The sequence below is a fragment of the uncultured Sulfitobacter sp. genome (assembly GCF_964021855.1).
Taxonomy (GTDB): domain Bacteria; phylum Pseudomonadota; class Alphaproteobacteria; order Rhodobacterales; family Rhodobacteraceae; genus Sulfitobacter.
This window is the reverse complement of record NZ_CAXHZD010000005.1, coordinates 51464-73877: the sequence shown is the minus strand read 5'-3', so window position 1 is coordinate 73877 and position 22414 is coordinate 51464. Positions and strand designations below refer to the sequence as shown.

21 protein-coding genes are annotated in these 22414 nt (G+C 60.7%); 12 read left to right on the top strand and 9 right to left on the bottom strand.

Annotated features, from left to right (window positions below; genetic code table 11):
• Positions 1 to 17 precede the first annotated feature (17 nt).
• The 4 genes from AADJ11_RS16370 (at position 18) to AADJ11_RS16355 (ending at position 4422) form a co-directional block, all read left to right on the top strand.
• Positions 18 to 2051, top strand: a complete 2034-nt coding sequence (locus tag AADJ11_RS16370) for an NADPH-dependent 2,4-dienoyl-CoA reductase (RefSeq protein WP_027238762.1) — start codon at positions 18 to 20, stop codon at positions 2049 to 2051.
• Between the two features lie 27 nt (positions 2052 to 2078).
• On the top strand, positions 2079 to 3617 hold the full coding sequence (locus AADJ11_RS16365; protein ID WP_027238763.1) for an AMP-binding protein: 1539 nt from the start codon (positions 2079 to 2081) through the stop codon (positions 3615 to 3617).
• A gap of 229 nt (positions 3618 to 3846) precedes the next feature.
• The gene (locus tag AADJ11_RS16360) at positions 3847 to 3978 is read left to right on the top strand and encodes a hypothetical protein (protein ID WP_276202234.1); all 132 of its coding nucleotides are present in this window, start codon (positions 3847 to 3849) and stop codon (positions 3976 to 3978) included.
• 24 nt (positions 3979 to 4002) lie between these two features.
• Positions 4003 to 4422 carry a flavodoxin family protein gene (locus tag AADJ11_RS16355; protein WP_205855511.1) on the top strand — a complete coding sequence of 140 codons (420 nt, stop codon included), beginning with the start codon at positions 4003 to 4005 and terminating at the stop codon, positions 4420 to 4422.
• Positions 4423 to 4542: 120 nt separating this feature from the next.
• Here the strand turns inward: AADJ11_RS16355 and AADJ11_RS16350 are convergent, their stop codons facing one another.
• From AADJ11_RS16350 to AADJ11_RS16340, 3 genes are all read right to left on the bottom strand, one after another.
• Positions 4543 to 5397: an SDR family oxidoreductase gene (locus AADJ11_RS16350; protein ID WP_027238764.1), complete on the bottom strand. Its 855-nt coding sequence runs from the start codon at positions 5395 to 5397 to the stop codon at positions 4543 to 4545.
• On the bottom strand, positions 5394 to 7331 hold the full coding sequence (locus AADJ11_RS16345; RefSeq protein WP_027238765.1) for an AMP-binding protein: 1938 nt from the start codon (positions 7329 to 7331) through the stop codon (positions 5394 to 5396). Before AADJ11_RS16345 ends, AADJ11_RS16350 begins: the two co-directional genes overlap by 4 nt.
• Before the next feature lie 112 nt (positions 7332 to 7443).
• Complete coding sequence (locus tag AADJ11_RS16340; protein WP_341235577.1) at positions 7444 to 8268, bottom strand: glucose 1-dehydrogenase; 825 nt, start codon at positions 8266 to 8268, stop codon at positions 7444 to 7446.
• Between the two features lie 27 nt (positions 8269 to 8295).
• On the opposite strand from AADJ11_RS16340, the gene AADJ11_RS16335 reads away from it, so the two are divergent.
• Entirely contained in the window at positions 8296 to 9663 is a 1368-nt protein-coding gene (locus tag AADJ11_RS16335; protein WP_027238767.1) for a TetR family transcriptional regulator, read from the top strand.
• Positions 9664 to 9678: 15 nt separating this feature from the next.
• Here the strand turns inward: AADJ11_RS16335 and AADJ11_RS16330 are convergent, their stop codons facing one another.
• From AADJ11_RS16330 to AADJ11_RS16305, 6 genes are read right to left on the bottom strand one after another with little or no spacing between them, the layout of a single operon-like run.
• On the bottom strand, positions 9679 to 10080 hold the full coding sequence (locus tag AADJ11_RS16330) for a PaaI family thioesterase (RefSeq protein ID WP_027238768.1): 402 nt from the start codon (positions 10078 to 10080) through the stop codon (positions 9679 to 9681).
• Positions 10080 to 10562 (bottom strand): PaaI family thioesterase, encoded by a 483-nt coding sequence (locus AADJ11_RS16325; RefSeq protein WP_027238769.1) that lies wholly within the window; start codon positions 10560 to 10562, stop codon positions 10080 to 10082. The genes AADJ11_RS16330 and AADJ11_RS16325 overlap by 1 nt, the downstream gene beginning before the upstream one ends.
• Positions 10563 to 10574: 12 nt before the next feature.
• The gene (locus AADJ11_RS16320; protein WP_027238770.1) at positions 10575 to 11378 is read right to left on the bottom strand and encodes an enoyl-CoA hydratase-related protein; all 804 of its coding nucleotides are present in this window, start codon (positions 11376 to 11378) and stop codon (positions 10575 to 10577) included.
• Positions 11371 to 12225, bottom strand: a complete 855-nt coding sequence (locus tag AADJ11_RS16315; protein ID WP_027238771.1) for an SDR family oxidoreductase — start codon at positions 12223 to 12225, stop codon at positions 11371 to 11373. Before AADJ11_RS16315 ends, AADJ11_RS16320 begins: the two co-directional genes overlap by 8 nt.
• 11 nt (positions 12226 to 12236) lie before the next feature.
• Entirely contained in the window at positions 12237 to 13436 is a 1200-nt protein-coding gene (locus AADJ11_RS16310; protein WP_027238772.1) for an acyl-CoA dehydrogenase family protein, read from the bottom strand.
• Between the two features lie 15 nt (positions 13437 to 13451).
• Positions 13452 to 14666 carry an acyl-CoA dehydrogenase family protein gene (locus AADJ11_RS16305; RefSeq protein WP_051360508.1) on the bottom strand — a complete coding sequence of 405 codons (1215 nt, stop codon included), beginning with the start codon at positions 14664 to 14666 and terminating at the stop codon, positions 13452 to 13454.
• Between the two features lie 134 nt (positions 14667 to 14800).
• Here AADJ11_RS16305 and AADJ11_RS16300 point away from each other — a divergent pair, with 134 nt between their 5' ends.
• From AADJ11_RS16300 to AADJ11_RS16270, 7 genes are all read left to right on the top strand, one after another.
• Positions 14801 to 15586 carry an enoyl-CoA hydratase-related protein gene (locus AADJ11_RS16300; RefSeq protein ID WP_027238774.1) on the top strand — a complete coding sequence of 262 codons (786 nt, stop codon included), beginning with the start codon at positions 14801 to 14803 and terminating at the stop codon, positions 15584 to 15586.
• Between the two features lie 21 nt (positions 15587 to 15607).
• Entirely contained in the window at positions 15608 to 17407 is a 1800-nt protein-coding gene (locus tag AADJ11_RS16295; RefSeq protein ID WP_027238775.1) for an acyclic terpene utilization AtuA family protein, read from the top strand.
• Positions 17408 to 17419: 12 nt separating this feature from the next.
• Complete coding sequence (locus tag AADJ11_RS16290) at positions 17420 to 18889, top strand: biotin carboxylase N-terminal domain-containing protein (protein ID WP_027238776.1); 1470 nt, start codon at positions 17420 to 17422, stop codon at positions 18887 to 18889.
• A complete protein-coding gene (locus tag AADJ11_RS16285; protein WP_341235576.1) occupies positions 18889 to 19392 on the top strand; it encodes a biotin/lipoyl-containing protein in 504 nt (167 codons plus the stop codon). The genes AADJ11_RS16290 and AADJ11_RS16285 overlap by 1 nt, the downstream gene beginning before the upstream one ends.
• Before the next feature lie 2 nt (positions 19393 to 19394).
• Entirely contained in the window at positions 19395 to 21002 is a 1608-nt protein-coding gene (locus AADJ11_RS16280) for a carboxyl transferase domain-containing protein (RefSeq protein ID WP_341235575.1), read from the top strand.
• A gap of 367 nt (positions 21003 to 21369) precedes the next feature.
• Positions 21370 to 21981 carry a TetR/AcrR family transcriptional regulator gene (locus AADJ11_RS16275; RefSeq protein WP_341235574.1) on the top strand — a complete coding sequence of 204 codons (612 nt, stop codon included), beginning with the start codon at positions 21370 to 21372 and terminating at the stop codon, positions 21979 to 21981.
• Entirely contained in the window at positions 21978 to 22406 is a 429-nt protein-coding gene (locus AADJ11_RS16270; RefSeq protein WP_341235573.1) for a cobalamin-dependent protein, read from the top strand. The genes AADJ11_RS16275 and AADJ11_RS16270 overlap by 4 nt, the downstream gene beginning before the upstream one ends.
• Positions 22407 to 22414: the final 8 nt, after the last annotated feature.

Below are 22414 nucleotides of genomic sequence, written 5' to 3'. Positions count from 1 at the left end.
TGAGGAGGATGCCCACAATGGAAAATAAGCCAACGGAGAGCTTCGGGACCATGCTCTCGCCGATCCGCGCAGGCCAGCATACATTGCGAAACCGTGTCATCATGGGGTCGATGCACACGCGGTTGGAAACCGAGCCTGACGGCATAGCCAAACAGATCGCCTTTTATTCTGAGCGGGCGCGGGGGGAGGCGGCGATTCTGGTCACCGGCGGGTTTTCCCCCAATGCCGAGGGCATATTCGATCCCGAAGGTCCGCGAATCGACGACCCGGAAGAGGCGCGCAGCCTGCGCCCGATCTGCGAGGCGGTGCAGGCCGAAGGCAGCCTGATCTGCGCGCAACTCCTCCACGCCGGGCGCTATGCAAAAATCGAAGGTTGTGTGGCCCCGTCGCCGATCCGTGCACCGATCAACCGTTTCGTCCCGCGTGAAATGTCCGATGCTGACATCCGCCGCACCATCGAGGATTTCGCCGCGGCAGCCGCCAACGCGCAGGCGGCCGGGTTCGATGGCGTCGAAATCATGGGGTCCGAGGGATACCTGATTAACGAATTCACCGTTACCCACACCAACAAGCGCGAAGACGACTGGGGCGGAAGCGCCGAGAAGCGCCATCGATTCCCGGTCGAGATCGTGCGCACGGTGCGTGAACGCTGCGGGCCCGACTTTCTGGTCATCTACCGGATTTCCGCCGCCGATCTGGTCGAGGGCGGCGCGCCCGCCGATGAAATCGCCGCACTGGCGCGCAAGATCGAGGCGGCAGGCGCGGATATTCTGAACACCGGCATCGGCTGGCACGAGGCGCGCGTGCCGACCATCGCCTATCCGGTGCCGCGCGGCGCCTGGCGCAAGGCAGCGGCCAACGTGAAAGCGGCGGTATCGATTCCGGTGGTCGCCTCGAACCGAATCAATACGCCCGAGCTTGCCGAAGACATCCTTGCCTCTGGCGATGCAGACATGATCTCGATGGCGCGCCCGTTTCTGGCCGACCCGCATTTCGTGAAAAAGGCGCGCGACGGCCGCGCGGACGAAATCAACACCTGCATCGCCTGCAACCAGGCCTGTCTGGATTTCATCTTTTCGGACCGGCCTGTCGGGTGTCTGGTCAACCCACGCGCCGGGCGTGAAACCGAATTTCGGGACACGCCAACTGACGCGCCGCAGAAAGTGGCTGTGGTTGGCGGCGGCGCGGCGGGCCTGGCCACGGCGGCCGAGGCGGCGCGGCTGGGCCACGATGTCACGCTGTTCGAAGCGCAGAACAAACTGGGCGGCCAGCTGAATCTGGCCCGCGCGGCGCCGGGCAAGGACGAATTCGACGAAACCCTGCGGTATTATGCCGGTCAGCTGAGAAAGCACGGGGCCAAACAGCGGCTGGGGCAGCGGGCCGACGTGAACGATCTTGACGGTTTCGACCATGTGGTTATCGCCACAGGGGTCACGCCGCGTATTCCCGACCTGCCGGGTATCGACCATCCCAGCGTCGCGACTTATGCGGAAATCCTGTCCGGCGACCGCGAGGCGGGCGACCGTGTCGTGGTGATGGGGGCCGGTGGCATTGGCCATGATGTGGCCGAATTCCTGGTGACCGAACCCGCCGAGGCCGCCAACACAGACGCCTTTTGCGAAACATGGGGCGTGGACCCCGAGTTTGCCACCCCGGGCGCCCTGGCTGGCGATCCATTGGCACCGAAACCGTCGCGACGCAAAGTCGTTATGCTTCAGCGCAAGACAGCAAAACCGGGCGCGGGGCTTGGAGTTTCAACAGGGTGGATTCTGCGCAACGCGCTGCGCAAACACGGGGTCGAGGCGATGGGCGGGGTGACCTATGACCGCATCGACGACGCGGGGCTGCATATCCTCACGGACGAAAGCCCAATGATCATCTCGGCCGATACGATTGTGCTATGCACCGGCCAGGAGCCGGAACGCGCCCTGGCAGAGGAGCTTGCCGCCCGCGGTGTCACGGTTACGATGATCGGCGGGGCAAAGGAGGCCGCCGAACTTGATGCTCTGCGCGCCATTGATGAAGGGGTGCGTCTGGCGCAAAGTCTCTGAACCGAAGCCCTGGCAAGGGAGGAAACCATGCTGACCGACGTCATCCGTGCAGGGCGCGCTGATCTGTATTCGATCTTTCGAACCCGCGCACAGGACTGCGCCGGGGCTTTGGCCATTGAGGACGGCAGCAAGAAACTGACCTACGGCGAATTGCTGGGGCGCGTCGATCGTCTGGCTGCCGTCTTTCTGGCAAGAGGCGTGGCACCCGGCGACAGGATCGCGATCCTGTCGCACAACCGGTCTGAATACCTGGAGGTCGAACTGGCTGCGGCGGGAATCGGCGCGATCGTCGCTTGCCTGAACTGGCGGCTTGCTCCCGATGAACTGCGGCATTGCATCGATCTGGTCGCGCCGGTTCTCGCCGTCGCCGAACCGGATCTTTCAGAAGCCTATCGGGCCGTCGCGGCGACACCCTGTCTGACCGTCGGGCCAGACCTGGACACGGCCATTGCCGGGGTCGAACCGGACCCGCGCACCGGAACCATGGTAGACGATCCAGAGGCCGGTCTGACGATCCTTTACACCTCGGGGACCACGGGCCTGCCCAAGGGGGCGCTCATCAGCCACCGCGCGCATATCGCCCGATCCATGGCTTTTGCGGCACAACTGGCGCTGGATCCCAGCGACGGGTTCATCGCCTGGGCACCGATGTTCCACATGGCGTCCACCGATCATGCGCTGGCGACAATCCTGCGGGGCGGGACCGTGGTGATGGTGGATGGTTTGCAGCCTGCGGTCATCAACGAGGCGCTGTCGCGCCACAGGATCGGCTGGTTCGTGATGATGCCGGGTGCGCTGGACGCCTTTATCGCAGACCGGCGCGCCAACCCTCTGCCGGTGAAGGGCATCAAGGTTTGCGGCGCAATGGCCGATCTGGTGCCGCCGCATCAAATCGCGGAACTGACGGGCCTTCTGGACACGCCCTATCTGAATTCCTTCGGGGCAACCGAAACCGGCCTGCCGCCGGGGACCGCCGATCTGATTGCGCCGGGTGTTACCCCGCACCGGCTTTCCAAGCGCATCAGCGCATTTTGCGAGGTTCGGCTGGTCGATCCTGACGACCGCGAAGTCCCCGATGGAACGCCGGGCGAAATGGCAGTGCGGGGCCCAACGTTGTTTTCAGGGTACTGGAACGCCGACGACACCAACGCCCGCGACTTTCGCAACGGCTTCTTCCACATGGGTGACCTTTTCCGGCGCAATGTGGACGGCACGGTCGACTTTGTGGACCGGGCCAAATACTTGATAAAGACCGGCGGCGAGAATGTCTATCCTGCGGAAATCGAGCGTGTGCTTCTATCCCACCCCGGTGTAGTCGATGCTGCGGTGGTGCGGGCATTTGACACGAAATGGGGGGAAAGCCCGGTGGCCTTTGTCGCCTGCGGCAATGACGGGCCGGATGCCGAGGCGCTGATGAATTTGTGCCGCGAAAGCCTCGCAGGCTACAAACGGCCGCGCGAGTTTCGCTTTATCGCGTTCGAGGACTTTCCCAGATCGACCAGCGGCAAGGTTCAGCGGCATGTGCTCGAAACATGGATCGGGGACGAGAAAGCCGAAACCAGTTGATACACCGGCGCACAATGGATGTGAGGTCATGAACATAACATCCCGTGAGCCCGTCCGGTGCTGATATAATATTAATGTATTCCGGTGACTTACACCGAAGATGGGAATTCCCCTGCCGATGATTGTCCGGATCATCGCGTTGGTGTAAAATAATTATCCGCTTTCTTTTTGTAACCGTCAATCCTAAGCCGTCAGCATTGCGTTTCAAACCGAGAAGGAGACCGAAAACATGACGAGTGTCGCAATTGTCTATTTCAGCGGGTATGGGCACACGGAGGTTCAAGCGAACGCCGTGGCCGAAGGGGTCAGAAGTGTTGAAGGCACCGAAGCCAAGATTCTGAAACTGCCCGAAAATGGGTAACTTGACGAAGCCGGCTGGGCGGCGCTGGATGCTGCCGACGCCATCGTCTATGGCAGTCCGACCTACATGGGCGGCCCCGCGTGGCAGTTCAAGAAGTTCGCCGATGCCAGCTCGAAGCCCTGGTTCACGCAGAACTGGAAGGACAAGATCGCCGGTGGGTTCACCACCTCGGCTACAGTCAACGGTGACAAATTCTCGACCATCCAGTATTTCATCACGCTGTCGCAACAGCATGGCCAGATCTGGTGCGGCGTCGGGCTGATGGCGCCGAATACCAAGGCCGACGGCCCGGAAAAGATGAACTGGACAGGTGGTTATTCCGGCCTTCTGGCAATCGCGCCCTCCGACAGCGCGCCCGAAGAGTTCCCGGCCGGTGGCGATCTGGACACCGCGCGCGCCTATGGCAAGCGGTTGGCCGAAGTCACACTGCGCTGGCAGGGCTGAACCAGGGCCACGGACCGGTGACCGGCCCCTGCGGCTTGGGGCGGTCGAGGCGGGAACGCAGAGTCCCGCCCGGCCGCCCGTTATCCGGCCACGCCTGTCAGCCCGACAATCGCCGTCAGGTCACTGGACGAAAGCATCCCGGTTCTGGGCAACGAAATCAGCAAATCGGCGGGCAGGGCGCCCCAGCACGTCGCTGACCGTGGTCTCGATACCGGCAAGGTAGCCCTTGGGCGCGATGGACGCCAGTTCGACCATGGCCCCGGCGACCTCGTCCTGCATTCCGCCGGCGATCATGGACGCCTTGGTATCCTCGGCCGACAGGGGCGCGCAGGTGACATTTCGCCCTGTCACCTCGGACAGAAGGGCCGCGATATCATCTCCGGTCAGCGCTTCGGGCCCGGTCAGACCAAGACCCTTGCCTGCGTAACCCGGAGCGGTCAGCGCCTCGGCGGCGACATCCGCGATGTCGCGGGCGTCGATCCAGGCAACGGGGCCGCCCAGATCATCGTAGTACACCGCATTCTTCGCAATGCTGCCGGCCTGCCAGAGCAGGTTCTGCATGAAATAGGTCGGCTGAACGAAGGTCCAGTCAAGGCCGCTTTGCTTCAAGAGTTCCTGGGTGTCGGAATGCCATTTGCCAAAGGTCAGCCCCGCCTTGGGTGACGCACCCAGCCCGGTGGCCACAACGACATGGCGCACCCCCGCGACCTTGGCCGCCTCGATCACGTTCGCCTTCCATTGGCGCATGTCCAGATGGGCAGGCGTGACCAGGTATATCTTTTCTGCCCTGTCACAGGCCCGCGCCAGCGCGGCGGGATCGGTGAAATCCGCGGCGACCGCCTCGCATCCCTTGGCCTTGAGCGTGCCAACCTTTGCCGGGTCACTGGTGACAGCGCGCACGGTAGCGCCCTTTGCCAGAAGCGTGTCGACAAGAGGCGCGCCGGTGGTGCCCGTGGCTCCGAATACAGTGATCATGGCTTTTCCTTTTGCAGGTCTGCGATGGGTTGAATGGTTTCAGGGTTGCTGATCGACGACAGATCGCCTGGATCTTCGCCGAGGAAGGCGGCGCGCACGACCCGGCGCATGGTTTTCATACTACGCGTCTTTGGCAGCGCCTCGACAAAGTGGATCTCGCGCGGGCGGAAGGGTTTCGAGACGATCTCTCCGACCCGATCCTTGAGCCGGTCCACGAGGTCCGCGTCCAGCGACACATCCGGTGCCGCCACGCAGACGCAGACGACGGCCACACCCTTGATGTCGTCAGGTGCCGCGATGGCGGCGGCATCCACCACCTCTCCGCTCTCGGTCAGGGCCGCCTCGATCTCGGGCGGGCCGATCCGTTTACCGGCGATGTTCAGCGTGTCGTCAGACCGGCCCAGGATAAACCATGTCCCGTCCGGATCGTAGCGCACCCAGTCGCCGTGCCGCCAGAGGCCGGGGAAGGTGGACCAGTAGGTTTCAAGGTAGCGATCGCGGTCGCCCCAAATGGCCGGGGTCAGCCCCAGAGGCGGCTGGGTAACGACCAGTTCGCCCACCTCGCCCGGCGCGGCTTCGCTGCCGTCCTCGCGCAGCACTTTCGCGCCGACCCCCAGGGCCTGGGCGGAAAATCCGCCGGGCTTGATTTCGTGCAGCACGGTCGATGTCAGAATAGCACCGAACAACTCGGTCCCGCCCGAGATGTTCAGCGGCACCGCGCGGCGGCGGCAGATATGATCCAGTTGCCAGCGCCAGGCGTCCTCGGTCCAGGGTTCCCCGGTCGAGGCGACAATGCGCAGGGGCGACAGGTCGTAGTCTGTCAGCGGCTCGAGCTCCTGCGTCATGAACTGCCGTACCAGGGTTGGCGCCACGCCGAGATGCGTGACCTTCATCTCGGACGCAAGGCGCAAAAGTCTGAACGAATCGCCGGGCATCGATGGTGCGCCTTCAGCAAGCACCAGCGTTGAACCCGACAGCAGCACCGACAAAAGGGTGAGCGGTCCCATGACCCATCCCATGTCGGTCATCCACAGGTGCCGGTCATCCTGTTTCATGTCGAGACAAAGCAGGAAATCAGCCGTGGCCTTGGCCTGCACCCCCAAATGGGTATGCACGACGCCTTTGGGCCGCCCGGTGGTGCCCGATGTATAGGCGATAAGGAAGGGATCTTCGGCCTTGACGGGAACAGCGGCGAAATCCGGACTGGCGGGGCCCACGGTTTCGGTCCAGTCGAGATCGCGGGTCGGATCGGCCACCGCGCCGCCGAACCGTCGCAGGCTGACCACGGTGTGCACCGAAGGCACCTCGGTCAGGGCTTCGGCAAGCGCCGCCTCCATCCAGACCGGCTTGCCTCGCCGGGGTGTGGCATCCGCTGTCAGCACCGCTACGGCACCGGCATCGTTCAGGCGCGATACGATGGCATGGGGCGCAAAGCCGGAAAACAGCGGCACCGCGACCGCGCCCAGTCGGGCAATACCCAGCAGCGCGGCCTCGATTTCGGGGATCATCGGCATATAAATGCCCACCGCCTGACCGGGCTTTACGCCGCGCGCGTCAAGGGCCGAGGCGGCGCGGGCGGCTTCGGCGGCAAGTTGGGAATAGGTCCAGCGGCGGCGGCTTCCGTCTTCGCCGATCCAGTCGATCGCGACTTTTTCGCCCAGGCCATCGGCAATTCGGGCGTCAAGACAGGTTTCCGTCAGATTCAAAGTGCCTCCGACGGCCCATCTGACCGATTCTGAACCTTCGGAGATGTCCCGCAATCGTGTGTAGGGTCGCGCGATCCGAATGCCGACGTGGTCGATGATCCGGCCCCAGAACCAGTCCGGGTCCTCATTGGTGCGGCGGGCGAGATCTTCGTAACTGTCAATGCCCCAGTCCTTCAGAAAAGCGGTCAGCGTGCTTGAACGCTGAATGTCAGAGTCTGGCTGAAACATTCATCACCTTTCTTCAAAAAAAGACCGCACAGTGAGCGCGGCCAGTCGGGGAGGTAAAATATCTTGTCACGGCTTGGTCGCAGCGCCATGTAACAGGCGCTGCGACCAGCGGTTAACCGTGCATGGACAAGCCGCCCGAAACCGATATCACCTGGCCGGTGATGAATCCGGCGTCATCCGACGACAGGAAGCAGATGATGCCAGGGTAATCTGTCGGCTGCGCCAGGCGCTTCATCGGAATTGCCCGCTTGAGACCTTCGGCAATTTTTTCACCAGCTTCGCCCTGGGCAACCTGTGCGAACAGCGGCGTATCGGTCGGGCCGGGGGCGACGGCGTTCAATTGAATACCTTTGCGTGCAAGTTCGCGCGCTACAGTCTTGGTGAACGATATGATGCCGCCCTTGCAGGCCGAATAGACAGCCTCGCCCGATGACCCGACGCGACCAGCGTCGGACGCGATATTGACAACGCGGCCACCACCGTTCTTCACCATGCCCGGAAGCACCGCGTGGTGCATGTTCAGCGGACCGTATAGATTGATGTCGATGACCTTTTTCCAGAGATCGACATCTGTATCGAGGAACGGTTTAATCACGTCCCAGCCGGCGTTGTTCACCAGCGCATCGATCGGGCCTCCGGCCTCGAATTCGGCCACCGCCTTGTCGACCTGGGCGCGGTCGGTGATATCTACCTTGAAGGCCTGCGCCTTTCCGCCAGCCTCGGTGATCAGTCGGACAGTTTCTTCCGCCCCATCCTTGTTCAGATCGAAAACGGCGACTTCGGCACCTTCTTCGCCGAACCGTCCGCAAACCGCGCGACCAATGCCGCTGCCGCCGCCGGTCACGATGACCCGTTTCCCACTCAACCCTCGCATAAGGAGGTCCTCCTTCTCCAATAGACCTTCGTAGAGAACTTGATTCGGTACGTTCTCCTTCATATTCTAACATTTGTTAGAATTATTGCAATGGACAGCCTCACCACCGGCAAGTATCGACATGGAATGGTACAGATGACAGACGCAGCCAAGAGAGCAGACGATGATCTGAGCAAGTCGGAGAGAACCCGCGAAGCGATCCTTTCGGCGGCCGCTCGACTTTTTCGGTATGAAGGTTATCACGCGACGACGATGCGCGATATCGCGCAGGAAGCGGGCGTTGAGGCCGGCAGCATATACTACCATTTTCAATCCAAGGATCAGATTCTCACCGAGGTTCTGGAACTTGGTGTGCGTCAGCTCTACGAAACGGTCAGTCAAATCGTTCGGGTTGCAAAGAAGAATCCGGAGGATTTCCGCAGGACTTTCGCATTGCTGATCGAAACCCACCTGACCTACCTGTTGACTGAGAGCGATTTCACCTCGGCCAATATCCGGAACTATCCGATGTTGTCGGATGAAACACGCGCTCCCCACCGTGATCTGCGTGCCTCTTATGCAGCAGCCTGGGGCAATTTCCTGAAAGAAGCAAAACGTAACGGTCACCTTCGAAGAGACATATCCATTACTGTGATCCGCCAGTTCATCCTGAGTGCCATGAACTGGACCGTGGAATGGTACGATGTCGAAAAGTATCCGGTGCACATCCTCGCTGAACGTATGAGCAAGCTGATACTTGACGGTATGTGTTTGGATCGCAGAGCTGAAACAGAAGGTCTGAAGCTGACCCCCGCCGCTCCCGTCAATATCCCTGATACCAACGGCAAGGCCGCGAAGACCCGCGCAGAGATCCTGCGAGTGGCGGCGCGCGTTCTGAGGGACAATGGCTACAAGGCGACAACGCTGCGGAAGATCGCTGACGAATCGGACATGAAGGCGGGTAGCGTCTACTACCATTTCAAATCCAAGGAAGCGATCGTGGACGAGGTACTCAACGAAGGGTTAAGCGATCTGCTATCCGGTGTCAGTGCAGCCGTTCAGAAGTTCGATTCCCCATGCGATCATCACACCAGAATAGCAACCGCAATCTGGACGCATCTCGATTTTCTCTTTAAGGCAAGCGAGTTCACCTCAGCGAACATCAGAAGTTATGGGATGCTGCCCAACCACTTTCGGGAAAGGCACCGAGGCATTCGCCACGACTACGGACGACTTTGGGACATGATCCTTCGCGAAGCGCAGCAAGACGGTGCCATAAGGTCGGATATCAAGATCGTTCCTTTGCGCCAGGTGATGTTGGGTGCCTTGAACTGGACGGTAGAGTGGTTCGACCCGAACAAGGCAGGAGTGGAAGGGTATCTCTCACTGCCTGAGTTCTCCGGTATGCTCATCAAGCTTCTGCTGGAAGGAATTTGCAACCGGGAAACCGCCCCGTCCACAGGACAAGGCACGACCTGAAAGCAGTCGCAGTGGTCAGACCAGAAGGAAGTGATACAGCCCTTCCGCAACCGCCTTTTCCCGGTCCGTCTGCCAGGTGATCACGCTGACGCTCGCCATCCGCTTGCCCTTGCGCGTCACGTTGGCGCGGGCAAAAAGCGGGCCCTTCACGCCAGGTCGGAGGTAATCGACGGTCAGGTTAATCGGCTTGGCCGGGACATCCGCGAAGTCGGGCTGTACCGCGATCGCGGCCGTGGCTTCCATGAAACTCGCGATGATTCCGCCATGGTAGTACTCCATGACAGGGTTACCGATATGGCGGTCATCAAAGGTCATTTCAGCCTCGGCATGAAGGTTGTCCAAGCTTCGGATCTCAAAATTGAGAAATCGGAAGAACGGCACCCTGGATACATTGGCATTGGCAGTTTGCACATCCATCACGAGGTTTTTCCTTTAGTCATCGCATCAAACAGGTCAGTGCCGCCGCGCGTCAAAGCAAACGAGGCGGTTCCACGGGCTATTTCAGCATTCTCATGGCCCTCGAACCAGACGCTGCCGGAATTGAAGGCAATATGGCGGGTCTTCCGAAAACAATGCGCGCGAACGATGACATCCGCGCGCGAATAGGCGGGGCGCAGGTAATCAACTCTGAGGTCGAGAGTGGCCATGGTGCTGACGCCCTCGATTGCCACAAAGTTTGCCAGTCCGAAGACACTGTCCAGGAGAGCCGTCAGGATACCACCATGAAGCAGGGTCTGGTCCGCATCGACGCAAAAATCCGGATTAAACGGCATCCGAACCCGAACACCTTCGCTCGAAACCTCTTCGATCTCAAGCGCCATATGCGTAATCAGGCCCTTGCCGCGCGCATTCCACATTTGCGCGATTTGCTCCATCTTCTTCTTGGTGATGTCAGACATGCGATCTTTCCTTTAACGCCCAGTGAAGTTGGGTTTTCGTTTCTCGATGAAAGCAGCAACCGCCTCGTGGTGGTCTTCGGTCTGATGCATGAGTGCCTGATAGGCCGCCGCGGAATTCAGGAAATCCGGTAGGTCCATCCGTTCGGCATTGCGCATCAGACGTTTGGCGACCCGCACCGCGCGCGGTGGTTTCGCTGCGATGACGGCGGCCCGCTCGCGGGCCCGTTCCATCAATTTTTCATGGGGCACAAGTTCAAGCACCATGCCAAGCTCCAGCGCCTCTTCGGCCTCGACCATGCGCCCCGAGAAGGTCAGATCGGCGGCCATCTGGTGGCCCAGACGACGCAACAGGAACCAGCTGCCTGCATCGCCCGGAATGATCCCGAGATTCAGAAACACCTCGCCGAACTTTGCTTTCTCCGAGGCGATGCGCATGTCGCACATCATGGTCAGGTCGCACCCCGCGCCGACCGCGGGTCCGTTGACCGCGGCGATCGTCGGAACATCCAGGTTATAGAGCGCCTGTGGCAGGCGCTGCACCCCATCGACATAGCTCTGCGCCGCCGCAAGCGGCTCCTTGCGGAAGACGCTGTCGGGGTCGTTCATCTCCTTGATGTCGCCGCCGGCACAAAAGGCCGGGTCGGCGCCGGTCAGGATCATGACGCTGACTTGCGGGTCTGCCTGCACCTTGGCGAATGTGTCCAAAAGAGCGGCGATCATTTCATTACCGGTGATCGGGTTGCGACGCTCGGGATCGTTCAGCGTGACCGTGGCGATCCTGTCGGAAATGTCCAAAAGGACGGGTTGCTTACTCATTCTTTCCATCTCCGCGTTCGCGTTTTTCGAACATGTCGGGATTGATCATGTCGCGGGCATCGTGGCCCATATGCAGGGTTTCCCCACCGTCCACATAGATATCTTCGCCGGTGATGAAATTCCCCAGATCGGACGCAAGGAAGATAATCGTCCCAGCGATGTCCTCGGCCATACCCATCCGGTTCAGGACCGAGCGGTTAAGCTCTTTCCATCGATCCGGTGAAATGGGGTAGCGGCCAAGCGCCTCGGTCTTGATCGTGCCCGGCGCGACACAGTTCAGACGGATGCCATACTCGCCCCATTCGGCGGCCAGCGTCTTCATCATGCCGGTCACACCGGCGCGCGCGGCGACGGTGTGTGTAAAGCCGCTGAGCGCGGTGCGCGCCGAGATGGCGGTGACAAACACGACCGATCCACCGTTGTCATACATGAAGTGATCGGCGGCGGCGCGGGTCATCTGCCATGACCCGATCAGGTTGTTGCGGATCACGGCTTCGAAGCCCTTGTTGGTGATATCGCGGGCGGCCGCGATATACTGGCCGCCGGCATTGTTCACCAGAACGTCGAGCTGTCCGTAGTGGTCCTTGATGCGTCCCATCGCGGCTTCGATACTGTCCTCGTCGCGGGTATCGCCGGGCACCACAAACGCCTCGCCCCCCGCAGCCCGGATCATCTCGGCGGTCTCCTCCAGCGGCTCTTCCCGGCGCGCAAACAGCGCAAGTCTGGCCCCGCAAGAGGCCATTTCAAGCGCCGTCGCCCGGCCCATACCTGATCCGGATCCCGTGACCAGGGCAACCTGTCCCGCCATGAGGTCCGCTGCGTAACGTCTTGATTTTTCTTCGCTCATGTTCAGCCCCCTTAGTTTTTCAGAAGTTCGCCAGAGATGATGAGCTTGCGCACCTCCTGGGTGCCCGCGCCGACCTCGAGCACGCGACCGGTACGGTAGAGCCGGTTCACTTCGGTATCGCGCATATAGCCCGAACCGCCGTGAATCTGGACGGCCTTGTCCAGCACGAAGGATGTCGCCTCGGCGGCCTTGTAGATTGCCGCAGCGGTGAGCTTGTGGATCTCGCCACGCCCGCCTTCGCCCTCTTCAAGGCCCTCACACATGGCCGCGGTACGCAAGGACAGGCTGCGCGCCGCCTCGATCTGGGTGTACATGTCGGCCAGCATCGCCTGCACCATCTGGAAACTGGCGATCGGCTTGCCGAATTGCTGCCGTGTCTTGGCGTAGTCGATGGAAATATCCAGCGCCCGCTGCGCAATGCCCATTGCGTTGAAGCAGACGATGGCACGTTCCAGATCCAGCCCGGACATCGTCACGGCAACGCCGCCATCCAGTTTGCCGACCATATTCTTGGCCGGAACGCGGCAATCTTCGAACACCAGTTCCCCGGTGGGCGAGCCACGGAAGCCCATCTTGTTGAGCTTCTGGGCAACCTTGAAACCTGGCGTGTCGGTTTCAACGATGAAGGCGGAAATTCCCTTGGCCCCTTTTTCCGGCGAGGTCTTGGCATAGACCAGGACCAGATCGGCAATCGGTCCGTTGGTGATGTAGATCTTGGAACCGTTCAGGATGTAGTCGTCTCCATCCTTTTTGGCCGTGGTCCGCATCGAACCGAGCGCGTCAGACCCCGCGCCGGGTTCGGTCAGACCCAGGGCGCCGATCAGCGTGCCGTCGCAAAGGCCCGGCAGATACTTGCGGCGCAGGTCGTCACTGGCGTTGCGATAGATGTTGTTGACGCACAAGTTGTCGTGGGCCACATGGGTTAGCCCGATGGCGGCAGAGGACCGCGAAAGCTGTTCGGTGATGATACAGGCCGAGGTAAAATCCAGCCCCGCACCGCCGAATTCAGGCGGCACGTTCAGGCCCAGATAGCCCATCTCGCCAAGCTTGGGAAAGACCGAAGGCGGCAGGTCATCAGTGTCGTCCATTTCCGCATTCAGATGGTGAAACTCGGACATGAAGAACTTGCCGGCCTGATCGGCCAGAGCCTGTTGCTCCTCCGTCATGAAATGTGTTGGCAAAGCGGTGTCGTTGCGAAGTTGCTTGTTCATGGTTTCGTCCCCCCCTCAGGCGCGCAGAAGTTCTTCGGCAATGATGATCTTGCGGACTTCGCTTGTGCCCGCGCCGATTTCCAACAACTTGTTGGCGCGGAACAACCGGTTGATCTCGGTGTCCTGCATGTAGCCAGAGCCACCATGGATATGGCAGGCTTCGGTCACCGCCTTGTTGAATGCCTCGCCGGCGTACAGACAGGCCGCCGCAGTCAGTTTGTGAATTTCGCCGCGGCCTCCGGCCCCTTTTGGCAGGCCCGTACAGGCGGCCAGCGCTCGATACCCGAAGGCGCGCGCCGTCTCGACCTCGATGTAGATCTCGGCCAGTTTCGACTGCATCATCTGGAAACTTGCGATCGGCTTGCCGAACTGTTCGCGAATTTTGGCGTATTCCAGACCCAGTTCCAGCGCGCGTTCGGCCATGCCAACGCAGACTGAGGCAACCATAGCACGCTCCAGATCCAGCCCGCTCATTACCACCGAAACGCCGGTGTTTTCCTCACCCACCATGGCGGATGCGGGCACGCGGCAATCTTCGAACACCAACTCTCCGGTCGGAGAGCCTCGGAAGCCCATTTTATCGAGCTTTTGCGCCACCTTGAAGCCGGGATTGTCGGTCTCAATGATGAAGGCGGAAATGCCCTTGGCGCCCTTCGATTTGTCGGTCTTTGCGTAAAGCAGAATCACGTCGGCAATCGGGCCGTTGGTGATGTAGATCTTAGAGCCGTTGATGACGTAGTCATCACCGTCACGGCGCGCGGTGGTCGCCATGGACCCAAGCGCATCGGATCCCGCACCCGGTTCGGTCAGACCCAGAGCACCGACAAGCTCGCCCGAGCAAAGGCCCGGTACGTATTTCTTTACCTGCTCTTCGGACCCGTTGCGCAGCAGGTTGTTCAGGCACAGGTTGTCATGCGCGCCATGCGACAACCCCACAGCCGGGTTCCATTTCGAGATCACCTCGGACACCAGCGCCTGGGTGAATTCATCTTGTCCCGATCCGCCCAGCTCCTCGGGAGCGGTGATTCCCAGCAGGCCCAGCTCACCCATTTGCTTGAACAGGTCTTCGGGCCACCATTCTTCCTCGTCCATGCGCGCCTGCAACGGGTGCAGTACCTCGCGCGACACACGATCCACGTGATCGACAATCTGGCGTTGCTCGTCGGTCAACGAATAGTTTGCCCTGATGGCTTCCAGGTCAGCCGCGATAGCCTCACTTTGAGTCGTCATATCATCCTCCCGAGAAATGTCGTTTGTGGTGTTGACCAAAATCAAACACATGTTAGAAAATAGATCAAGCCAAGCTTTTTGCGACCTGACGTTAGAAGGCACGGCGCACAAACTATTTTGGGGGAGCTTCGGAAATGGGTGAGAGCGTTGTTCAATCGCAGATGCGTGGCGACGAAGTTCGTATCACGATTCGACGTCCTGAGAATCGAAATGCCCTAAACCGTGAAGTCGCAGACGGGATCATGGCCGCCATATATGCTGCCGAGAAGGACAGCGATTGCCGTGTGATCGTTCTGACCGGCGAGGGAGATCGCGCCTTCTGCGCCGGCGGCGACATCAAGGCGGGTGCGGACGGTGGTCCGTTCGTTCAGGATCCGGCCGATCCTGATCATTTCGCCGGAAGGTTGTTCGAAACGATACAGGCCTGCCGAAAGCCGACGATCGCGCGTGTCAACGGCGTCGCGATGGGGGCAGGGGCGGGCATTATCTGTGCCTGCGATCTGGCTGTGATGGCGGACCACGCCCGCATCGGAACGCCGGAAGTGAAGGTGGGTTTGTTTCCCATGACGATCGTACCACCGATGATGCGTGTTTTGCCTCGGCGGAGGCTGATGGAGATGTTCATCACCGGCGTTCCTCTGACGGCCGAGGAAGCCCTGCAATTCAATCTGGTCAACTATGTGACCGATGCCGCAGGGTTGGACGACAAGGTTGCAGAACTGGTTGCCCAGATTGCTGCGCAGTCGCCGAGCGCGATCCGGCTGGGAAAATACGCCTGTCACGCGATGGAGGACATGACCTATCCGCAGCAAATGCGGTTTGCAGAAACACTTTTACCGCGAGTAGCACAGACCGAAGACGCGCGCGAAGGCTTTGATGCCTTCATTGCGAAGCGCAAACCTGAATGGACAGGCCGCTAAACAAGCGGGGAGGAGAAGCATATGTCAGATCGAAAACTGCGCATCGGATGCGCATCGGGATTCTGGGGCGACACGCCTGAAGCGATCGGTCAACTGGTCTCCAAGGGCGAGATCAACTATCTGGTGTTCGACTATCTGGCCGAGGTGACAATGTCGCTGATGGCGCGTGCCCGCGCAAAGACGCCCGAGGCGGGTTATGCGCCGGATTTCGTCAAGGCGCTGGTTCCGTGGCTGCCTGAAATCAAACGTCAGGGCATCAAGGTCGTTACCAATGCCGGGGGCGTGAACCCGCGCGGCTGCCGCGATGCGCTTGCCAAAGCCGCCGCCGAGGTCGGGATCGATTTGTCCATCGGAGTCGTGCTGGGCGATGATTTGTCGGCGCGGGCCGACGACATCCGCGCCGCCGGCCAGACGGAGATGTTCTCGGATGTCGCGTTTCCGGGCGACATCTGGAGCATGAACGCCTATCTGGGTGCCCGCCCCATCGCGGCCGCGCTGGATGCCGGGGCCGACATCGTAATCACGGGGCGCTGCGCCGACAGCGCGGTCGCGCTTGGCCCCCTGATGCACGAATACGGCTGGGGCGATGACGACTGGGACAAGCTCAGCCAGGGATCACTGGCCGGCCACCTGATCGAATGCGGCCCCCAGGGAACGGGCGGCAACTTTACCGACTGGCAGGACGTGCCGGGGTGGGACAATATGGGGATGCCCATCGTCGAGGTGTCGGAAGACGGCAGTTTCGTCATGACCAAGACGCCTGACACCGGCGGGCTGGTCGTGCCGGGATCGGTCGGAGAGCAGATGCTCTATGAAATCGGTGATCCGCGCGCTTACCTGTTGCCCGACGTGACCTGCGACTGGTCCGGGGTTACCCTTGAACAGGTCGGACCCGATCGGGTGTTGGTCAAGGGCGGCAAGGGTCTCGGGCGCACCGACAGCTACAAGGTGTCGGCGACCCATGCCGATGGCTGGCGCGCGGTCTCTACCCTGACACTGGCCGCGATTGATGCCCCCGCCAAGGCCGAGCGCGTGGCCGAGGCGATCCTGACCCGCTGCCGCCGAATTTTCCGCGACCGCAACATGGGCGATTTCCGGCAGGTTAGCGTCGAAGTGCTGGGCGCCGAGGCCGCCTATGGCGCCAACGCCCGCGCCCTGACGCGCGAAGTGGTGCTCAAGATCGGCGCGGTCCATGATGATCGCGCCGCGCTGAACATCTTTGCCGGAGAAATCGCACCCATGGCGATTTCGACCGCGCAGGGTCTGACCGGGTTCTTCGCCGGACGGCCAAAGGTACAGCCGGTGGTCCGTCTGTTCTCCTTCCTTCAGGACAAGGCCGACACCCCCGTCGCGGTTGAGGTTGATGGCAAGGATGTGCCCGTCACAGTGGCCACCAAACCTGTGCAACTTGATCCGCCTGCCGCGCCGCCCACAGATAGCCGCGCGCCCGGTCCGGACGCGGTCAAGGTGCGCCTCGTCGACCTGGCGTGGGGCCGTTCGGGCGACAAGGGCGATATCGCCAACATCGGCATCCTTGCGCGCAAGCCGGAGTATCTGCCCTATATCCGGTCGGCCCTGACCGAAGACACGGTGAAAGCCTATTTCGCCCACCTGTGTGACGGCGCGGTCGAACGCTTTGATTTGCCCGGAAGCCATGCGCTGAACTTCCTGCTGCATGAATCGCTGGGCGGGGGCGGCATCGCCTCGGTCCGCATCGATCCGCAAGGCAAAGGGTTTGCGCAGATGCTGCTTGATATTGAAATTCCTGTGCCGGTCGATCTGGCCGCGCGCGACGGGCTGAACGCCTCGGACCGGAACTAAAAGGACAATACCATGACCATTTCAAAACTCCTGGTCGCCAATCGGGGTGAAATCGCGGCGCGCGTTTTGCGTACTGCCAAGGCCCGCGGCCTTGCGACGGCTGTGTTGCGCCACGTCGCTGAACAAGAGGGGCCGGCCCATCTGATCGCAGACGAGATTGTGATGATCGACGGCCCGACGCCTGTGGCCGCCTATCTCGATATTCCGCAGATCGTCGATGCCGCAAAAAAGATCGGCGCTGATGCGGTGCATCCCGGCTATGGCTTTTTGTCCGAGAATGCGGCCTTCGTCGCGGCGCTGGAAGAGGCCGGTGTGACATTTGTCGGCCCGACGTCCGAGACCATCGACCTGATGGGCGACAAGATCCGTGCGCGCGCCTTTGTTGAAGAGCGCGGCTTTCCGGTGGCGCCTTCGGCCATCGAGGATGACGATCCGGCGACGTTTGTCGAACGCGCCCGCGCCGTTGGCTATCCGCTACTCATCAAACCCTCGGCCGGAGGCGGCGGCAAGGGCATGCGCGTCGTGCGCGAGGATAGCACGTTGGAGACCGAAATCGAAACCGCGCGCCGCGAAGGCCAGCGGTATTTCGGCGACGGTCGTCTGTTCGTCGAATGCTATATCGAACGTCCGCGCCATATCGAGGTGCAGGTGATGGGTGACGGGCAGGGCAACGTGGTCCATTTCTGGGAACGCGAATGCTCGATCCAGCGCCGGTTCCAGAAGATTATCGAGGAAACGCCGTCACCGGCGCTGACCCCAGAACAGCGGGACGAGATATGTGAAACCGCTGCGGGGATTGCCCGCGCCGTCAAATACCGCGGGGCAGGGACCGTCGAATTCATTTATGCGCAGGACGGGGCCTTTTACTTCCTCGAAATGAACACCCGCCTTCAGGTCGAACATCCGGTGACCGAACTGGTGACTGGCTTCGATCTGGTCGCCGAGCAACTGCGCATCGCTGCAGGCGAGGGGCTGAGCGCGACGCAGGCGAATATTCCCCAGACTGGCCATTCAATCGAACTACGCATCTGTGCCGAGGACGCGACGGCCGATTTCCGCCCCTCGATCGGGGATCTCCTGCTGCTGGATGAACCCTCCGGCCCCGGCGTGCGCGTGGACAGCGGCATTCTGGACGGCGGCAAGGTGACCACCGATTTCGACCCGATGCTGTCTAAGCTGATCGTGCATGGCCGCGACCGCGTGGAGGCCATCGCCCGTGCGCGGCAAGCGGTGCAAAACTATGTGGTTCTCGGGGTGACGACCAACACCGGATACCTAGATGCAATCCTTGCACATCCAGATTTTGCCTCGGGCGATGTTTCAACCGGCTTCCTAGCTGAACAATCCGAAACGCTGACTGCACCGGGGGAAGATATCTCTGACCTGCTGATGGCGGCGGCGGCCCTGTCAGACGAACGGCTGGTGAGCGACGTAATGCAAATACCGGAAATGCACCGCAAGATGGGCGGGTGGAGAAACTGATGCAACGGATTTTTCAGATCGACGGAGAAGAGACTGAATGTTGGTTGGGCCATGATGGCAGCCGGTTCGTACTTAATACCCCCAATGGTACTGTTGCCTGCCAATTGGACCCGACTGGCCTGCCGGGCGGTTATACGTTGCGGGCTAAGGGTGTTGTCCGCGAATTGCGACTGGCCGTGGGGCCGGAAGCAACTTTTGTGCACATGAACGGCCGCACCTACGAAGTCGGGCGGGTTGATCCCGCCGAGCGCCTGGCTGGAAGCGATGGTGGCACAAGCGATGATCGGTTGGTCGCGCCTATGCCCGGAGTCGTGGTGTCGGTCGCGGTCAAACCCGGCGATACAGTTGAAGAAGGCCAGCCGCTTTTGGTTATCGAAAGCATGAAGCTGGAAACCACACTGACGGCGCCACGCGACGGGGTCGTTGCCGAAATGCCATTCGCCGAAGGCGACAGTTTTGGGCTGAAAGATATCCTGGCCCAATTGGCCCCGGAGGAGGAGTGAGAATGCGCAGGATTGAAAGTCTGATCGATACCAACGCCGCCGACTACAAGGCAAATTATGCCGCCATGTCCGAGCGGCTGAAGGAATTTCACGCCCGCCAGCACGCGGCGCGTTTCGAACGCCCGCAACGCGACATTGACCGCCTTGAGCGGCAAAACAAGCTGGGCGTGCGCGAACGGCTAAAACTGCTGCTGGACCCCGGCACACCGTTTCTGGAATTCTCCACCCTCGCAGCCTGTCGCGAATATGACGGAACAGTGCCGGGTGCCGCCGTGGTTACGGGCATTGGCATCGTGCAGGGCCGCGAGGTCGCTATTCATGCCAATGACGCCAGCGTCAAGGGCGGTGCCTGGTATCCGCATACCGTGAAAAAGGTCGTGCGCCTTCTGGATGTCGCGCTGGAGAACCGGTTGCCGGTCGTCCATATCTGCGACAGCGCCGGCGGTTTCCTGCCGCTGCAACATGGCGTCTTTCCCGACCGCTATCTGGGCGGGCGGGTGTTTCGCAACCAGGTCAAGCTGAGTCAGGCCAATATCCCGCAGATTGCTGTGGTCGGCGGGCATTGCACCGCAGGCGGTGCCTATGTACCTACGCTGAGCGATTACAACATCATCATCGAAGGCACTGGGGCGATTTTCCTTGGCGGTCCCCCGCTGGTCAAGGCGGCCACCGGCGAAGAGGTCGGTGTTCAGGAACTTGGTGGGGCGGTTATGCATACCTCGGTTTCGGGCACCGGCGATTATCGTGCCGCGACCGAACAGCACGCCTTTTCACTGGCGCGCGAGATTGTCAGCCAATGGAAACGCACACCGAAAACGATCATCGAAACTGCGTCCTATGAAGAACCTTACTACGACCCGAAGGAGCTTTACGGGATCATTCCCAAGGACCGGAAAACCCAATTCGACATGCGCGAGGTTCTGGCCCGGATCGTAGACGGGTCGCGCTTCCACGAATACCAGCCCGACTACGGCACCACGATGATTTGCGGTTACGCTCACATCTGGGGCTACAAGGTCGGCATCCTCGCCAACAACGGGGTGCTGTTCAACGACAGCTCGCTCAAGGCCGCGCATTTCATTCAGCTGTGCAACCAGAACCGTACGCCTCTGGTCTTTTTCCAGAACATCACCGGCTATATGGTGGGCCGCGAATACGAAGAACGCGGCATCGCCAAGGACGGCGCCAAGATGCTGATGGCGCAGGGCGGCTCGGTCGTGCCGAAGTTTACCGTGATCGCCAATGCCTCTTACGGGGCAGGCAATTACGGCATGTGCGGGCGGGCCTGGGATGCACGCACGCTGTTCATGTGGCCGCAGGCCGAAATCGGCGTGATGGGTGCGGATCAGGCTGCCAATACCATGGCCGACGTCAAGATCCGGCAGCTTCAGCGCGAAGGCAAAGAACTGAGCGAGGAAGAAATCGCCGCGATCCGTGATCCCGTGCTGGAGAAATTCCGCCGAGATGTCGAAGCCTATACCTCGACCTCGGAATTGTGGGACGATGGCATCCTTGACCCGGCGGACACACGCAATGCGCTTGGCATGTCGATTTCCGCCTCGCTGAACGCGCCGATCGACGATCCGCACTACGGGATCTTCCGACTATGACGTGGGAATGGGGGAACGCGCGGATCGAAGCATAGACGGATATCCCTTTTTTGCGACAGCGTCTGCTGGGCGCGATTGCTGCCAAGTTGGCGGAGTGAAAAACGTCTGCTCGAACAAGCACAGCCATTGGATGACCCCTTAAGTAAAGAGCCGCACGCGGGCCCAATTTGGTCGGGCGAACAAATCGCTGCGGCCTCAGGGTTCTCGGGCCTCGCGATACGGGTGGTAGACTGGTTTGACCAGAACAGAAGCGTCGATGAGAAACACCGTGATCTGGCAAGGCCACAATTGGGCTTTTACCTGCAAGTTGACAGGGCGGGTTTTTTCACTCATAACCAAACAATCGTTTGCTTTTTAATGGGTCACAATGACCGTTCGCGCCAAACTCAAACCTCAGGTGAACAATCGCCGGGAACACATCCTTGAGATCGCGGCTGGATTTTTCGTCCGCAAGGGTTTTAACGGCACGTCTATCCGCGACATCGCAAATGCGGCGGGCATGCTGCCGGGATCGCTTTATTACCATTTCCCGTCCAAGGAGGCCTTGTTGCTGGCCGTTTTTGAGGAGGGTGTGACGCGAATAAGCGAGGCGGTGGACACGGCGCTGGCAGACAGCCGGGGGGATGCATGGGATCGGCTGCAGACGGCATGTCAGGCGCATCTCTCCGCATTGCTCGAAGGTAGCGATTTCGCCCATGTAATTGTGCGCGTCATACCGCAGGACGCGCCCGGGGCCGCGGAAGAGTTGGTCGCGCTGCGCAACGGCTATGAAGAGAAATTCACAGCTCTGGTAGAGGCATTGCCGATGCTTTCGGATACCGATCCAAGCCTGCTTCGGCTGATGCTGATCGGAGCACTTAACCACGTCCCGCTCTGGTACCGGGAGGGGGGGGAAACTCCGTCCTGTCTGGCGCGGCTGTTTATCGCCAATCTGCGATTTGCGCAGGACTGCAGCGAGACACATAAGGAGGAAACATGACCCTGACGGCAACTATCCCGGCGCGTGTGCTGGTAACGAAAATCGGCCTCGACGGCCATGACCGCGGCAGCCGCATCGTCGCTGCCTACCTGCGCGATGCAGGAATGGAGGTGATCTATACCGAACCCTGGCAGAAGATCGATTCGGTGGTGGCGCTGGCACTACAGGAAGACGTGGATGTGATCGGGATCAGTTCGCTGGCAACGGATCATCTGTTAGTGCCGAAGCTGATGAAGGCTCTCGGTAACGTAGATCTGGGTCATATTCGCGTAATCGTTGGCGGCATCGTTCCGGATAACGAAGAAGCGGTTCTTCTGAAATCCGGCGTATCACACGTGTTCCATCCCGGCGCGGATCGCGAATACATTGTTGACGTTGTGGCGCGGCTGGCAAGGGACGCCAATGCAAATCGCTCTGACGGTTAAGGAAGGTT

Coding starts and splice junctions, on each gene's coding strand:
- AADJ11_RS16370 (WP_027238762.1), top strand. CDS start 18: ATGGAAAATAAGCCAACGGAGAGCTTCGGGACCATGCTCTCGCCGATC.
- AADJ11_RS16365 (WP_027238763.1), top strand. CDS start 2,079: ATGCTGACCGACGTCATCCGTGCAGGGCGCGCTGATCTGTATTCGATC.
- AADJ11_RS16360 (WP_276202234.1), top strand. CDS start 3,847: ATGACGAGTGTCGCAATTGTCTATTTCAGCGGGTATGGGCACACGGAG.
- AADJ11_RS16350 (WP_027238764.1), bottom strand. CDS start 5,397: ATGATCACTGTATTCGGAGCCACGGGCACCACCGGCGCGCCTCTTGTC.
- AADJ11_RS16345 (WP_027238765.1), bottom strand. CDS start 7,331: ATGTTTCAGCCAGACTCTGACATTCAGCGTTCAAGCACGCTGACCGCT.
- AADJ11_RS16340 (WP_341235577.1), bottom strand. CDS start 8,268: ATGAAGGAGAACGTACCGAATCAAGTTCTCTACGAAGGTCTATTGGAG.
- AADJ11_RS16335 (WP_027238767.1), top strand. CDS start 8,296: ATGGACAGCCTCACCACCGGCAAGTATCGACATGGAATGGTACAGATG.
- AADJ11_RS16330 (WP_027238768.1), bottom strand. CDS start 10,080: ATGGATGTGCAAACTGCCAATGCCAATGTATCCAGGGTGCCGTTCTTC.
- AADJ11_RS16325 (WP_027238769.1), bottom strand. CDS start 10,562: ATGTCTGACATCACCAAGAAGAAGATGGAGCAAATCGCGCAAATGTGG.
- AADJ11_RS16320 (WP_027238770.1), bottom strand. CDS start 11,378: ATGAGTAAGCAACCCGTCCTTTTGGACATTTCCGACAGGATCGCCACG.
- AADJ11_RS16315 (WP_027238771.1), bottom strand. CDS start 12,225: ATGAGCGAAGAAAAATCAAGACGTTACGCAGCGGACCTCATGGCGGGA.
- AADJ11_RS16310 (WP_027238772.1), bottom strand. CDS start 13,436: ATGAACAAGCAACTTCGCAACGACACCGCTTTGCCAACACATTTCATG.
- AADJ11_RS16305 (WP_051360508.1), bottom strand. CDS start 14,666: ATGACGACTCAAAGTGAGGCTATCGCGGCTGACCTGGAAGCCATCAGG.
- AADJ11_RS16300 (WP_027238774.1), top strand. CDS start 14,801: ATGGGTGAGAGCGTTGTTCAATCGCAGATGCGTGGCGACGAAGTTCGT.
- AADJ11_RS16295 (WP_027238775.1), top strand. CDS start 15,608: ATGTCAGATCGAAAACTGCGCATCGGATGCGCATCGGGATTCTGGGGC.
- AADJ11_RS16290 (WP_027238776.1), top strand. CDS start 17,420: ATGACCATTTCAAAACTCCTGGTCGCCAATCGGGGTGAAATCGCGGCG.
- AADJ11_RS16285 (WP_341235576.1), top strand. CDS start 18,889: ATGCAACGGATTTTTCAGATCGACGGAGAAGAGACTGAATGTTGGTTG.
- AADJ11_RS16280 (WP_341235575.1), top strand. CDS start 19,395: ATGCGCAGGATTGAAAGTCTGATCGATACCAACGCCGCCGACTACAAG.
- AADJ11_RS16275 (WP_341235574.1), top strand. CDS start 21,370: ATGACCGTTCGCGCCAAACTCAAACCTCAGGTGAACAATCGCCGGGAA.
- AADJ11_RS16270 (WP_341235573.1), top strand. CDS start 21,978: ATGACCCTGACGGCAACTATCCCGGCGCGTGTGCTGGTAACGAAAATC.